This is a genomic window from Sphingobacterium populi, from assembly GCF_001586775.1.
GTDB classification, from domain to species: domain Bacteria; phylum Bacteroidota; class Bacteroidia; order Sphingobacteriales; family Sphingobacteriaceae; genus Sphingobacterium; species Sphingobacterium populi.
The window spans coordinates 171,359-186,760 of the sequence record NZ_LQXS01000004.1 but is presented as its reverse complement, the minus strand read 5'-3'; the positions used below and the strand labels follow the sequence as shown (position 1 = coordinate 186,760).

Here is a 15,402-nt window from a genome sequence, read left to right as displayed (position 1 = left end):
AAACATTACTGATATGTTCCACGTGAAACGTTATATTAGTTCGGCTAATTCGATCCAACGCGCCGATTTATTATCTAATTCGTTTTTTAAGCGATCAATATCTTGCGCTATTTTGCTTAATTCGATATGATCCTCCACTTCCATTAGTTTTCCCGAAAGTGCTGTAATTTCATCTTCAATTCGCTGTATATCCGTCTCAAGCGAATTGAATTCAATCATTTCTTTGTATGATATTTTGCTTTTGGTTTGTGTAGTTTGAGCTGGCTTTTGCTGATTTGCATCCTTTGATTTAATATTTTTCTCCTCCTTTAGCCGCTCGTCCTGTTCAAATTTAAAGTCAGCATAATTTCCATTATACAACTGTACATGTCCGCTGCCATCAAATATGAATAATTGATCCGTAAGTTTATCCAATAAATACCTGTCATGTGTGACCAATAATAAAACGCCTGGAAAACGCTCTAGGAAATCTTCAAGAATATTTAAAGTATCCATATCAAGATCGTTCGAGGGCTCATCCAATATCAAAAAGTTTGGATTTAGCATCAAAACACGCATTAATTGCAATCGCTTACGCTCTCCACCACTTAGCTTAGAAACCATTCCAAATTGTTTCTCTGGCGGAAACAAAAATTGTGTTAAAAGTTGGGAGGCGGTGATAATTCCATCCTTGCCCATGTCTATATGCTCCGCAACATCCTTTACAACATCAATAACGCGCTGATTTTCTCTGAAATCTAAACCGCCTTGTTTGTAATATCCAATAACAGTAGTTTCTCCAGTAGATATGTGGCCATTATCTGGTTCGAGTGATTTCGTAATTAAATTTAAAAACGTAGACTTTCCACTTCCATTCCTACCAGCCAATCCTACACGATCACCTTTTTTGAAAGTATATGTAAAATCAGTTATAATAGAAGAAGATTTAAATGATTTGCTCACCGCGTCGATCTCCATAATTTTAGATCCCTGACGAGAAGCCTGCATCTTTAGTTGCACTTTATCATGTTCCGTAGGGCCTTTACTTTTATCTTGCAAATCGTAAAATGCCTCTATTCTAGATTTTGATTTTGTACCACGTGCTTTAGGTTGGCGACGCATCCATTCCAACTCTTTTTTCCATAAATTGCGTGCTTTGTCTGCGCTAGCCACTTGAGATAAATGTCTTTCGGCCTTTTTCTCAACGAAGTTTGCATAATCGCCTTTATAGTGAAAAACTTCTCCCCTTTCCAATTCTCGAATTTCTTGGCAAACGTGATCCAAGAAATAGCGATCATGAGATACGATCAATACGGTCTTATTGCCAGAAGTTAAAAGTTTCTCCAACCATTCTATTGTTTCAATGTCCAGGTGGTTAGTAGGTTCATCCAATATATAAACATCGGGTTCGTCGATCAACAATTTAGCTAGCGCAAGTCGCTTTTGCTGCCCACCAGACATGGCTGATATCTTTTTATCAAAATCCGATATTTGTAAGCGATTTAAGATCGTTTTAATCTGATGCTCATATTCCCACGCATTTAGCGTGGTAAGTTCATCAGAGATGCGCCCAAGCTCATTAGCATCGCATTGATCTAGCTCTATCAATCGCTCATATTCTTTTATAAGCTGCTGTTGCTTGTTGTCCGCACTGTATATAAAGTCTTCAATCGTATTAAGATGTGCAAAATCTGGCTCTTGTGGCAAATATCCAATTCGAATACCGCGTTCGGCGACTATCGTGCCTTGATCTGGTGACAATACGCCAGCTAATATCTTAAGTAGGGTGGATTTGCCAGTGCCATTTATACCTACCAATGCAACTCGATCGCCGGACTGCAGGCCGAAGTGTAAATCACGAAATAACCAGCGATCATGAAATGAATGACTTAACTTTTCTGTACTTAATATGCTCACGCTAGTTCTTTTATTTGTGCGGTATTGTAGGTATATACTCCCTGTTGGTTGACTTTCGCTGTGTTAACCAAAGCTTGGGCAATAGTTTTACCCGGTATACTTCTGAATTTTTTAAGGCCCCCGATGAGTAATGGATTGAGAACTTTGAACAACCAAGTAGCAAATAGTTCGGTCGGTCTACTATCCGGACGTTCGCCAGTGATCAGCGCTGGACGCATAATATGTGTCTCGTCAAAATTAAGCTTAATGATACTTTCTTCCAGCTTCCCTTTCATGCCAACATAAAAATTGCCTGAATTTGCGTTGGCGCCAATGGCAGAAACCAAGGTGAATTTGGTTGCACCGTTTTTTAAGGCTAAGCGAGCAACTTTCATCGGATATTCGTAATCGATTTTAAAATAATTTTCCTTATCCGGAGTCTTCTTTGCTGTAGAGCCTAAACAGCTGAAAATGTGATAAATAGGTATATCTTTAAGCTTAGATTCGATGGTGTCATAATCGGCATGAATTTGAATTAATCTTTCATGCTCAAATGGAATTCCACGTCGGCTTACCGCATAGATTATATCATACGTATTTTGCTGTAAAAGCATTTTTGTGGTGTGCAGACCTACCAGTCCGCTCGCACCCAAAACTAGGGCATGTGACTTTTTTGTTGACATAATATCTAAAATGTCAAAAGTACACAATAATTTTGCAAGAGATAGTTAAATCTCCTTAAGAGTATTCATATGATGCTTAATATGACATTTTTTTAATCAATCAGTTGAGCACAAAGTCAGCAATCAGTATAAATCGTGGAATAGCTATAGCAAATAATTCGCCGTCAGAAAGACGTTGCATCTCATAGAAACCCTCCATATATCCCATAGCGCTTCTAAGATTGCATCCAGACGCATACTGATGAACTTGGTTTGGTTCTAAAATTGGTTGTTGACCAACAACTCCTTCACCATCCACTTGCTTATGCTCTCCTATCGCATCAAATATTTCCCAGTGTCTTCTGAGCAATTGCAGTGTCTCAGCGCTCTGATTTTCTATAGTTATACGATATGCATACATATAATGTAAATTATCTGGATTAGAGTATTCAGGCTGATATATAGACTCTACTGATATTTTGACATCTGATGTAATTTGGCTAACCATAAATTGAAGAATTAATATGTTTTACTGATTATTTCTTTGCTCCATATCCATAACCATACCCGTAACCATATCCGTAACCATATCCGTACCCGTAACCATATCCGGCACGACCTTTCCGAATACCATTTAATACTATACCCATATTGTTTAATGTACCTTGCTGATAGATATTTTCAATTTCCGGTAATTGTCTTTTATCCATCTTACCAGCACGAATAACAAATATGGTCAGTTCTGATATTCTATTTATGATTGAAGAGTCAGCTACAACACCTACAGGAACGTTATCTACTACTATGTAATCATATTCTTCTTTTAGCGTTGCTACTAAACTGTCTAAGCGATCACTCAGTAGGAGTTCTACAGGATTTGGAGCGATTACTCCAATTGGAATTATATCGACAATACCCGAGATTTCATTCTTATAAAGAATATCTTGCAGTGATACTGTTCTGTCGGCAAGATAATGACTAACTCCCTTGTTTTTGGGTATATTAATTTTGGCACTTAAAGTTCCTTTACGAAGATCTAAATCCAGCAGCACGACCTTTTTCTTTAAAAAAGCTAAACTCGTGGCTAGATTTATCGCACAAAAAGTTTTACCTACGCCTTCTGTAAGTGATGTCAAGGTAATTACTTGTTTGCTCTTACCATTTGACATAAAGTCGATATTTGTGCGCAGAATACGAAAGGTTTCTGTGACAGGATCTGTGGCTTGTTCGCGCACGACGACATGCACATTTTTCTTATTATTCTTGGAAAAAGGTATTTCTCCTAAGAAAGGTGCAGTTAATGATTTTTCCAAATCTTTGCGATCGCGCACCGAGGTATTCAAAAATAAAATTAACAGTAGTATTGCGGTAGGAATAGCTAATCCGATTCCGACACCAATTGCTATTTTTCTAATTTTCTTAGGAGAAACAGGACTATCACTTCCCGATGCGGGATCAATGACACGAATATTATCATCAGCAGTCGCCTGATTAAGGGCATTCTCTTCTCGCTTATTTAAGAGTAGAATATATAATTCTTCTTTGACTTTCTGATTTCTTTCGATACCCAATACTTGCCGTTGTTTAGCTGGCATGGAGATGGCGTCTCTTTGTGCCATTTCCATGTCTCTTTGAGCATTTTGCACCCTTATGCGCAATCCGTTAATAGCATTGTCAACAGCACGCTCAATATTTTGTCTATTATAGCTTAAAGACTGCTCGATATCCTGTACTACAGGATTATTGGAGTTGTTGCCTTCTAGTAATCGATTTCTTCGTAAAAGGGCACTATTATAGTCATTGATGTGGCGTTCTACGTTTAAGTCTGCTAATCCCATATTTGTTGGTATGAGTCGATCAGATCTGCTAGCATCGTAAATATAATCTCGCATCATTTCGGCGAGGCTCAATTGTGTTTCGAGTTCGCGACTACTATTCAAATAGCTTCTACTTTCAGTGATATACATGCTAGCGGCGTCTTTAACATCCATGCCACTATTATCAATTTTTATACGCTCTAGATCCGATTCTACTGTACCAAGATCTTGTTCAATTATAGCGATGCGTTCTCGAATGAAATCGGCTGTGCTAACGGCAATTCTGTTCTTTTCTTCTATGGTTTGCTCGTTGTATACCTCTACTAAAGTTTTAATAAGGTCTACAGCCCTTTTTGGAGAGTGATCCTCTAATGTAAGTTGCAACAGACCGGCATCTTCTTCGATCTGTGAGATATTCATTCTGGAAAGAAAATACGAAACCATACTCTCTCTTGGTACTTTTGTTACCGAGATTTCTTCACCAAAAAAAGAAGGTTTATAAAATTTGCTAGGAGATATTGTTAAAAGTCCTAGAGGTGTTTTCGTTTCAACATTTAATTTAACTTTTTGACTATGAATGATATCATCTTTGTCAAGCAGAAGAAAATCTACAGTATTTGAATCTCTCGGTACAATGGTCATTGATGCCCGGGCTTCCGTATCAATATTCGAAAAGCTGACTCGAATTGGTGAATCTTTATACAGCTCGATATTGCGTAATCCTTCGGTTTTCGAATAGGATATATCTCCCTGAATTTCAGCAATCGTATGACGCATCAACTCTTTTGATTTTAACTGCAGCACTTCGCTAGCAACACTGATAGTATTAATCATCGAGCTACGTGTAAAACGAGCTGTCACGTTGGTATTCTCAGGAGTTTTAACCATTAAGATGGCCGACTTACTGTATACAAACGGAGTCTTACTATATTGATAGTAATAATAGCCTCCAAAGAATAATACGGAAAGAAGAAACCACTTCCAATGAAAAAAAAGATACTTCAGTAAGTCAAGTACATTGATCGACTTATCTTCTGATTCTGTAGTATTTTGATCTTTTAGCATAAAAAAGACTATCGATTTATTAATATTAAAATAGTGATTACTAATCCAGCAGAGCTAGTAAGTAAACCCATGTATCGTAAAGTATTATTTTCTCTAGCGGATGGAACTGGTCCTTTAGGATGTACGTAGACAATATCATTTTGCTGAAGAAAGAATGTCGGAGAATTAAAAATATTGCTTGATTCTATATCATTCATATACATTTTGCGTACGCCGTTTTCTTCACGAATGACACTCACCTTATCTGGAACCGCATTCGCAGTCAGTCCTCCCGAACGAGCCAATGCATCGAGCAAAGTGATGCGTGTATCCGGAATATCTAAAATACCTACGGATTGTACTTCTCCCATCATCGTGATTTTAACGTTAATTAATTCAACTTTAACGATGGGTTCCGCAATAAGCTTTTTATTTACCAAATTTTCCCAAATTAAATCTCTCACACCGTCGATAGTAAGACCTTCAATACTGAGTGGTCCAATGATGGGATAATTAATTTGGCCATCAGTATCTACTAAAAACGTATTATTTGATTGACCAGAGCGGATATTGGCCTGCCCATCAGAGTCAATACCATAACTGCCAATATCTAGATTAAACGGAGCAGCTAATTCTGGATTTTTGGAACTTACTGTTATACTTAGACGATCATTTTTTTGAATCCGTATAGGTGCGGCAGCGACAGTGGGATATGCCACACCCTCCTGCATATCCTTAACATAGACTACTTTCTTGGCTATGATACAAGAATGCAATGAAAAAAGAGAAATTAAGGCCGTAAAGATTAGGTATTTTTTCATGTACTTTTATGATTTAAGCTTTTTCAATTTCAGATGCACACAACTGAGCGGCCTCTTCTGTAGGCAGACATTCCAGCTCCCCTATAGGTACATTCGTTACGATATGTTCTACCAAATCTGCCATGCTGCTAAATAGATCTTGATTCCAACGTAATGCCGAGCAGCTAGGCAATAATGCGATAAAGGCAAATTGTCCTGTGTGCCAACTCATTTTGTTGAACGGGGCTTGTTTAAGTCTCACAATTGCTCGCAAATCTACACCCACATTTCTGTAGCAAGGTGTTTTGCCACTCCATGGTGTGCCATAGATACGAACCTTGCCATCGTTCTCAATTTTGACAGCGGGGTTATCATCATTCAGGAGCTTTGATCCAGAGATATATTTTTTCCACAGATTACTATGTGTGCTCTTGCCAGTTCCGCTTTTACCTAGAAAAGCGAAGCCTTCTGACCCTTTTTCGATGACTGAAGCGTGGATTAAGATCGTTTTGTACAATAACGCAGATTGAGCAAAAGTTACCATTAATAGCCAACTTATGATTTCGATGGGCGCCACTGAATCGTAGACCCAATGTACAATTGATTGAGAAAAATCCTTCTTACTTGTCATGAACCAAGTACCTGGCGAATGTGCGCTCATGATGGTGGTAACGTATTCATCCGGCATTTCAAAAAATTTGAAACGGTTGCCCCATACAATGGATATATCACTTAAAAGTTTGGCTCCAGTTGGCGGCTTATCAAAACGTTCTTTGGTGATGAGTACTCTACTTATCGGCTTGCCAGCCAAAGCTGCATCTGTTCGAAAATCTTCGAAACTCGGCAGAAAACTATCAATATCAAGGCCCGTATCAGATTGCACTTCGAGCGTTAAGTTTGCGATAGTGTAGTAGAAAGATTGGAGTACAGAAGGCTTTTGGTTAGTTTCGTTCTTCATTTTTAGTTAGTGCAAATAAACCGATGTATCACAACGTTCCGCTAATTTCAAATCATGCGTTACAAATATCAAAATTTTATTTCGTCCTTCAGAAAATAAATGTCGTATTAATTGGCTTGATGTTTCATCATCTAAAGCGGATGTCGGTTCGTCAAAAAGCCATACAGGTACCTTTTGTATCACAGCCCTAGCAATAGCAATTCGTTGCGCTTGTCCTTCCGATAAGCCATATCCTGATTCACCTATAAAGGTATGTATTCCTTGCGGCAAATCATGGACAAAATTTGCACATGCTACGTTCAGCGCTTGATTAATTTCTTCCATTGAAATCGATTGGACACCCATTATATTTTCCCTTATGGTGCCTGTGAATAAGGAATTTCCTTGAGGAACATAAGCAAAGTTTGAACGATAATTTTCCTGTAATACATGTGCTTTATCCTGTCCATCTTCGAGCAAAATTTTTCCACTGTCGGGCGAGCATAAAGCCAGCAAAAGGCGCATCAATGTAGTTTTGCCCCGTCCACTGCTCCCTAATATTGCTAATGGTTTGCCCCTACTAACTTGAAAAGATAAATCATTTATGACATTAGCTTCTTCATATTTAAAAGAAACTTTATCAAAAGTTATTTTTTGAAGTGTTTCTAATTTTATCGGAGAAGGTAATGTTATTTTTTTTCATTGAAAAGTTCAAGAATACGATCTAAAGAAACTCTAAAACGAACAAAACTAGGAAAAAAGGCCGCAGCTGAAAGTATAGGATTCTGAATGCGACCTACTAATTGCAGAAAAGCAGTCATTGTTCCAAATGAAATCTCTTGATGGTGTAGGCGATAAACTCCCCAAATAAAAGCAATCAGATATCCAGCACTCATAGTAACGCGTACAATCGTATTACTGATCAAACTGAAGTTGATTTGCCGCATTTTTAATTGAAGAAGCCGACTTTGTTCCTGCTGAAGCTTGCTTGCTCGGTAGCCAAAAAGACCAAGTGCTTGGATAATCATCCTGAATCGCAAATTTTCTTGTACGATGTTTGCTACAGCACTGTCTGCCGCTTTTGCCTCTTGATTCAGAATTCTCATCTTCTTAAAATAGATCTTGGAGAATAAGAATAGCGGCGTGATGAAAAGTATCATAGCGGCTAAAACTGGATCCATACTCCAAAGAAAAAATAGAGAAGCCAAGAGCTTTATTATAGTAATTGCAAATGATATTGCGGAAGAACCGATCATTTGTATCACTTCTTTACTATCTTCTTGAAGCCTAAGCATTAGATCACCAGTATGCCTTTTTTTTATCGAAGCCCAACTAGATGACATCTGCTCTTTGGTCAATGTGTTTTGAAGCTCAACACTCATTCGCAACCGTGTATTCTCATCAATCCAACTAGATGCAGCACGAAGTACTACACCTCCCACTGCAGCAAGCACAATCAACAGCAATATGGGAGCGATCTCCTTTTCAAAATCGGCAGTTGCACGATCAATAGCTACTTTGGACCAGTAAACGAAAAGAAGGGACAGGGCTATTCCAATAAGTTCTAACACAAAATATAACGACAACCTTACTCGATACCCTTTTACAAAGGTTCTAATCCAGTTCGTATGCTGTCGAAACGTATAAGTCATGGACGACGGTTAGTTACTAAAACGTGAATAAAAGTGTACAAACGGAAAAGATGAAGCTTCCATACGTGCAAATGGAAGATATTTGACCATATTTTTCCAGATCCGCAGATCTACTACTTTGCGACTACCGTCTGAAGTGCCTGTTGCATCTGCCGAAAAGCCAAAATTACCTGCCTCCCATACATCCTGCATCATAGTTTCTGCAAAAGAATGCTTACTGTAAGGAATAGGTACTCGATCTTCTGGTAAACCTAGGTATTCTACAAGAAGACCGTGCAAGACATTGACAAATTTAAGCATTCCAAACTGCCGATATACAAAGCTCAATTTTGAAGAATCTAGTTCTTCTTTGAGCGAATAACATACACGTGCGGCATCGCAAAGCTGTCTCAAACCTATTCCATAGGCCAATAGATGCTTTAAGATGTGAACAGTAACCGAAACATGCATGAGTAAAGCAGAAGGTAAGTTCCAACAAACACCATGATGCCTAACGGATTGCGAGATCGAAGCTTCGGATTTATAAAGACTCTTCGTATACTTTAATTTGAAGGGGTTGTGAATATCGATCATCCTACGATGCAACTCAACCTCGGTATTATTCCAAATGGCGTACGTACTAAAACCAGGTACGGATTTTATAGACACGCCCTGATCAGATAACAGTTTTCTAGCTAGATTGTAATCCTGTTTGTTATTAAAAAACCAATCAATATCTCCTGGAAGTCTAACTCTTGGCTTGTCGTAATAACGTGCTACACCTTGGCCTTTCAAAAGAAAGGGATGCAATCCATGATTAGCAAAGAAATGTGTTTGGGTACTCACTTGCTCATCCATCCAATCATTGCGCTGTTCAATTTGTTCTACACGCACTGTCCAGGATAAAGCCAAAGATCGAGGAGGTAATAAATGATCAGGCAAAGTAATTAAGCCTTGATAGACAAGTCCTTCAACGGTATGACTTAGTGCGATGTGAAACAGATCGTGCCATTGTTTAGAAGACAACGGAAAATCTTCAAAATCAGCCACGGGGCTATTCCAAAGACCTGATCGCAATAAAGTAAGAAATACACGCCGTGCTTTCACTATTTGTTAATAATTTTCGTCAAGTAATTTTTGAGCTACAAAAATGTCGAGCAATTTCTGAATATCTTTATTGGCTTGCTCTTCCGTAACGTCGTATTCCTCCACCAGTTTTTTTACCATATCCTCTTTAGAAAATTCTTGAGGATGCAGCTCTTCCCACAACCAAGCGGCTGTTTCATTTAAGGTATATACTTTTGAGAGATCGACTTTATCTTGACCAGGTTCTACAATAATATAGTCTTTTCCTATTTTTCTTAATTTTAATTCTTTTCTTAACTTCATGGGTTTATTTTACGAATAAACAATTTGATCCAGACTCTTCTAATAGGTCGTATATAATACCACAATTTTGCATAGCACAACATGCGTGATGTGTAAAGCGGAATGTCTTTTTTGTCTCGAGTAGCTTCACTAAGAAAGCCAACAACAGCATTACGATCTACTTTTTCTATTTGTACTAAATTGGCATCACCCGCCAGGAAAAGAAACTCTTTATCTATCCGAATGACACGGTGAAGAATATACCCTTTTTTATAACGTGCCAATACGATATGGCCGGCTTTCAAATCTTTGTCTTTCAGTGGTTTTATCGTGATAAGGTCACGTTCTTTTAAAAAAGGACTCATACTGGAGCCTCGTACCGAAAAAACGACATCCTTACCATCATCAATATACTCTTGTACATGTTGGAAAAAAAGATGGTTTTCGATGGTTTTCGATAAAGTTTTTGCCATAGAAAGAACCAGATTATCTTAATAACAAATCTACCTTTTTGTGCCGAGATGAGAAACAGCTTGTATTAGGCAACCTAAAATATCTATGCGCTTGTCGACGAATCGCTACAATATTGAGAATCCATTAGCAAGCAGTACTATTTTCATAAATAGCAATAGTTTTGTCTATCATGCGTTGATCGGTGAAAAACGTCTCATAGCGATCTAGAGAACCCCCGCTAATTTTTTGATATAAAGTTTCATCTTCGGCCAAAGTACGTATTGCACTGGCTAGAGCTTCAATATTTTCTTTCGCTACCACAAGTCCAGAAACTTTATCGGCATTTACCCAACTTACGCCAGAGCCTTCTATATGAGTAGAAACGATTGGCTTACCAAGAGACATGGCTTCGATTTGTACAATGGCAAAAGCTTCAGTCTTTTGAGTAGAGCTTAAGCAGAAAATATCGCAAATATCGTAGTAGCTGGGCACCTCATGATCTGGAATGTAGTCGATGAGCTCGACACGATGCTTAAGACCTAATGATGCAATCAGGTTTTGTAACTCTTCTTTTAAAGGCCCTTTGCCGCCAATTATTAGCTGAAAACTATCATCTAAAAGTTTCATGGCCTCGATCATATACTGATAGCCTTTGTACTCGACTAAACGACCCAGTGCAAAAATAATTTTCTTGCCAGCATATTTTTTTCGGATACTACTTGATATGCTTTTATCTGGTTGTAACGGCTCAACGCCTATCGGGATATAGGTAACCTTATGCTGCACATTTTGTAAAAAAGGAGATTCCTGCACATAGGTCGGCGAGGTTCCCACGATAATATCAGCACGTTTAATTATCCAATCTTGTAAAGGCTTGTACAACGCGAGAAGTTTCTTTTGTTTCACAATGTCGCTATGCCAATGCAACACAATTTTACCTTTATAGCCAGATAAAAATAAAGAAAGACAAGCCATTGGATCCGGATGATGAATGTGGATCACACTATAATGATGACAGATTTTGCGAAGCTGCGAAATCATAGACGGCGCAAGCATAGTCGATGCTAATTTTATTTGTGTAGGTACCACAAATACACGCGCATACTCGTTGATTTTTATTTCACCTGCCTCAAAATTTTCTGTACTGGCACACAGCATGTCACAGTATATATTTCTTTTGGATAGGCCGATCATCAAGTCGTACATTACTTTTTCGACTCCACCTCTAATAGGATAGAATTTTCCTACTTGCAAAACTCTGTATTGTTGATCGTTGATCTTAGTCATGTAATAACGTGTTAAATAGTGCGCCCCAACTGTGCGCTACCGGTTTTTCGATCGGGCTATTGGTCACTGTCTTAAGAAATGCTGTATCACCCTTTATAAGCTGTTCCATTTGAGAAGCTAAACTTCGTGCATTCTGCGGATCAAAGAAAGCAACCGACTGGCTCCCTGCGGCTGTCTCATGCGTGTATGGGAGATCTGCTAATAGCATGGGCTTATTAAATAAAGCAAATTCCGAAATCGGTAAACCCCAACTTTCAACTTTAGATGGAAAAATCATACAATTACTTATCGCGTAAATGTCAAATAGCGATTTTCTATCTACAAATCCACCAAAGTTAATCGTTTTGAGATGCCCCCATCTTTTGTACAACCATTTTGCATAAGCGTTTTCATTGCCTTTTACAGTAATGCGGATTTCAAAATTATCCACTCCTACCTTTTCCAGTATTTCAGCGGCGGCACATAGCACCTCGAAGTTTTTGTGACTATTGGGCGAAGCGGCGTATACAAATCGATATAAATCATCCGAAGACTGCTCAAAATTACCAATAGGAATTTGTTTCTCCTGCTCTGGCGGAGCGACGATAATTCGTTGTTTGTCAAAACCAAACATCTCTGACATGCCTTCTCTAAACCAAACTTGCTGTACAACCAGAAAATTATTTTGATGAATATTTGTACGATAAATGTATTTGGTAAAAACTGAAAATGCGGCAATTTTTGGTGAAAATAGCCAGTCATGCATTTTGCGTTTATAGAATGCATATGTGTTATGACAATATACTGCACGACGCTTCGCTATGACCGACGGACTGGTATCGTGCAGTGAAAACCATAAATCAATAGTACCAATTTGCTTAGAAATCGCTTTTAGACTTACGTATTCATACCACAAGCGGTTAATCCAACGTTTCTTCGGCCATTGCGTCTCCAAGTATTCGATATTGGGAAAATAAGCTAACTTTTTATCGAACACAATGGCAATAACACGATATGTGGGGTCATCAGTAGCCAACGAAGAAAGGTAAGACAAACAGTCTTTTAAAATAGTCAAAGTGCCCGCCTCTACTAAGTTTACCGCAGAAATAACTATGGTTTTTCTCTTTTTATCAGAGCTTTCTTTCATATTATTTGAAGTCAGGATGTCTGTTAACCAAAGATTCGAATAAAGATACCCATTGTTGCATAATTTTATCCTCTTCATAAAGATTTGACTGTTGGGCGGCATTCGCTCCAAGTCGAGCACGCAAATCACGATTACGAATAAGATCGATGAGTTTTGCTGCCATGGCGGCTTTATCTCCTGGATCAATAAGATATCCGTTAAGATCGTCCTTTATGATATCTCTAGGCCCACATTTGCAAGCATATGATACTAAAGGAAGTCCGCAAGCTTGTGCTTCTAGTAAGGCCATCGGCAAGCCTTCATATTTAGAAGTCATAGCAAGGATAGCACTATCGACATAGGCTTTCTCAATCTCACTTACTGGAGGATGCAACGTTACTGAACTGCTAAGATCAAGCTGATTTATAAGTCGTTGCAGTTGTTGCTTTTGTGGCCCTTGTCCATAAATTGTTAATTTCCAGTCCGTACAATCGTTTACAACCAGACACCAAATTTGTATTAAATCTTCAAAGTTTTTCTGTGCATCATAACGGCCGACGGCGATCACATTCTTACTTGTGACATCCGAGATTTTGTTGGGAACAAAACTGTTGGCATTTGGAATAACTTGGATATTTGGGAGTGCTCCCCAGTAACCTTTATCTTCTTCTGTGAGCACAACGAATCTACTGAACTGTTTAACCAAAACAAGATCCTTATGACTCCGGTATTTGTCGATCCACCTCCAAAGACCATTTCTGTTATATTGGAGCCGCTTATATCGAGAAAAGTGAATCTCCAAAACCTTTTTGCTACCGTCGGATAGCTTTGGAAGTATTGTAGCATCGTGATCAAATAGTGAAACGACAAGGTCTTGCTTCCGCTGATTTAGAAATGTGCAAAGTTTAGTTTTATGTCGAGCCTGTTTTAGCACATAAGAAATCAGTCTTGAAGGCAAACACTTTGTCAGATCATCAGTATAATTGATTTTTAAATCGATACAAGTTATGCGGTCGTCTAAGGAATAGTATGGCTTTCTGTTTTGCTGATCGGTAGTGATAATAGTCACCTCATGACCGATCTTGGTCAAATAATTGGCTTTATTAGCCAATACGCGCTCCATTCCTCCAGAATTAAACGTACCGAGGACGCAATACGCGATTTTCATATTTTTGGAATTGATGAGGTGTACGATCCTGTGTAAATTTATCTAAACAAAAGAACAAGGCATAAAATTGAAAGATATCCGTTGCCACTTTTACCCAAATCATAAAACTAAGCGCCATTAGTAGTAAAAACATGAAAGTATATTGTGGGTTGGCTCGCGCAAAGTAAGATGGTAGATAGACAAAAAAAGCAGCAAAAACACTAAAACCTATCAAACCACAGTACAAGATAAACCGACAATAACCAATATCTGTACTGTACACAAAATTGTTAAAAAGACCACTCCCGATCAGCCAGGTCTTTAAATCATTGGGCCAAACCCACATTTCTCGGTTAAGCTTGTCCGTCGAGTCCGTTCGCCATTCTCCTCGTTCAATCCAATTAAAGAACCCCTCAAAAGCAAATCGCAGGTATTTGTGAAAAGCTTCATTAGTTTGATAGAGGTAGGTACTTATAATAATAGCCAACGTGAAAAAAATGACGAATAAAGTAGCTAATTTGATGGCCTCTTGCGATATAATCTGTCGAAAGATCCCAGATGAAATTATAAAATAAACCACTGCACAGGCCAAACCCAATATAGTGGTACGAGAGATGATGTTTCCAACAATTGCAATGATAAAGAAAGAAATCAAAAGAAAAAGGATATAGGTTCTGTTCGCGCGAACCACTTTATCATGATTCAAAACTGCAGAGATAAAAATAAGCACGGCGGAGAATCGTACTCCAGCTGGATCCAAAGCTGCTCCTATGCCATAAAGACGATTTATTCTATCAAAAAAATCTTTGTTTTGCACCACAAACGAATCGATAAATAATTGTACACTCGGCATATTATCTATCATGATAGCAACAATACATTGGCAAGCACAAACGGCAGCAAGATAGAATGTGACGATTCTAAAGTTTACCTCTTGGTGAAAAACACGATATGCAGAACATAAACCGTATGCCCCCAAAAGCCAAGCGGCTAAACTAATAATATACGTAGCATACGCGTAATCGGAAGTGTTGTTGATGTCGGTAGAAATATAACAAATCAAAGAAAACAAGAACGAGTAAGCAATGGATCCCAGTATACCGGTAGTCATGCTAATCTTTTCTTTGCGTACACTATTAAATATTAAAGCAAATATTCCTAGACCTCCCATAAGAATCTTCGTATTGAGGGATTGAGGAATGAAGGTGAAACTAATCGGGAACAGAAAAAAACTTGTAAGAATACCCAGAACGATATAAGCCAGAATACGAATCAT

At 38.4% G+C, this 15,402-nt stretch carries 15 protein-coding genes; all 15 read right to left on the bottom strand.

Annotation, left to right across the window (positions count from 1 at the left end):
* Positions 1-30: 30 nt before the first annotated feature.
* Positions 31-1,896, bottom strand: coding sequence for an ABC-F family ATP-binding cassette domain-containing protein (locus A0125_RS11685; protein WP_066756272.1), 1,866 nt, complete (start codon positions 1,894-1,896; stop codon positions 31-33).
* Entirely contained in the window at positions 1,893-2,558 is a 666-nt protein-coding gene (locus A0125_RS11680; protein WP_066756269.1) for an NAD-dependent epimerase/dehydratase family protein, read from the bottom strand. Before A0125_RS11680 ends, A0125_RS11685 begins: the two co-directional genes overlap by 4 nt.
* Positions 2,559-2,658: 100 nt before the next feature.
* Complete coding sequence (apaG, locus tag A0125_RS11675) at positions 2,659-3,045, bottom strand: Co2+/Mg2+ efflux protein ApaG (protein WP_066756266.1); 387 nt, start codon at positions 3,043-3,045, stop codon at positions 2,659-2,661.
* 28 nt (positions 3,046-3,073) lie between these two features.
* Positions 3,074-5,419 (bottom strand): GumC family protein, encoded by a 2,346-nt coding sequence (locus A0125_RS11670; RefSeq protein ID WP_066756263.1) that lies wholly within the window; start codon positions 5,417-5,419, stop codon positions 3,074-3,076.
* 8 nt (positions 5,420-5,427) lie between these two features.
* Positions 5,428-6,219, bottom strand: a complete 792-nt coding sequence (locus tag A0125_RS11665) for a polysaccharide biosynthesis/export family protein (protein ID WP_066756260.1) — start codon at positions 6,217-6,219, stop codon at positions 5,428-5,430.
* Between the two features lie 13 nt (positions 6,220-6,232).
* Entirely contained in the window at positions 6,233-7,156 is a 924-nt protein-coding gene (locus A0125_RS11660) for a hypothetical protein (RefSeq protein WP_066756257.1), read from the bottom strand.
* A gap of 6 nt (positions 7,157-7,162) precedes the next feature.
* On the bottom strand, positions 7,163-7,741 hold the full coding sequence (locus A0125_RS11655) for an ATP-binding cassette domain-containing protein (protein WP_262507300.1): 579 nt from the start codon (positions 7,739-7,741) through the stop codon (positions 7,163-7,165).
* 83 nt (positions 7,742-7,824) lie between these two features.
* Positions 7,825-8,787: an ABC transporter transmembrane domain-containing protein gene (locus A0125_RS11650; RefSeq protein WP_082785018.1), complete on the bottom strand. Its 963-nt coding sequence runs from the start codon at positions 8,785-8,787 to the stop codon at positions 7,825-7,827.
* 9 nt (positions 8,788-8,796) lie between these two features.
* A complete protein-coding gene (locus A0125_RS11645) occupies positions 8,797-9,873 on the bottom strand; it encodes a nucleotidyltransferase domain-containing protein (RefSeq protein ID WP_197464862.1) in 1,077 nt (358 codons plus the stop codon).
* Positions 9,874-9,879: 6 nt separating this feature from the next.
* The gene (locus A0125_RS11640; RefSeq protein ID WP_066756246.1) at positions 9,880-10,155 is read right to left on the bottom strand and encodes a PqqD family protein; all 276 of its coding nucleotides are present in this window, start codon (positions 10,153-10,155) and stop codon (positions 9,880-9,882) included.
* A complete protein-coding gene (locus tag A0125_RS11635; RefSeq protein ID WP_066756243.1) occupies positions 10,152-10,607 on the bottom strand; it encodes a S24/S26 family peptidase in 456 nt (151 codons plus the stop codon). The genes A0125_RS11640 and A0125_RS11635 overlap by 4 nt, the downstream gene beginning before the upstream one ends.
* A gap of 124 nt (positions 10,608-10,731) precedes the next feature.
* Positions 10,732-11,874: a glycosyltransferase gene (locus A0125_RS11630; protein ID WP_066756240.1), complete on the bottom strand. Its 1,143-nt coding sequence runs from the start codon at positions 11,872-11,874 to the stop codon at positions 10,732-10,734.
* A complete protein-coding gene (locus A0125_RS11625) occupies positions 11,867-13,000 on the bottom strand; it encodes a glycosyltransferase (RefSeq protein ID WP_066756237.1) in 1,134 nt (377 codons plus the stop codon). The genes A0125_RS11630 and A0125_RS11625 overlap by 8 nt, the downstream gene beginning before the upstream one ends.
* 1 nt (position 13,001) lies before the next feature.
* Positions 13,002-14,147, bottom strand: a complete 1,146-nt coding sequence (locus tag A0125_RS11620) for a glycosyltransferase family 4 protein (protein WP_066756229.1) — start codon at positions 14,145-14,147, stop codon at positions 13,002-13,004.
* Positions 14,113-15,402 carry a hypothetical protein gene (locus A0125_RS11615; protein ID WP_197464861.1) on the bottom strand — a complete coding sequence of 430 codons (1,290 nt, stop codon included), beginning with the start codon at positions 15,400-15,402 and terminating at the stop codon, positions 14,113-14,115. Before A0125_RS11615 ends, A0125_RS11620 begins: the two co-directional genes overlap by 35 nt.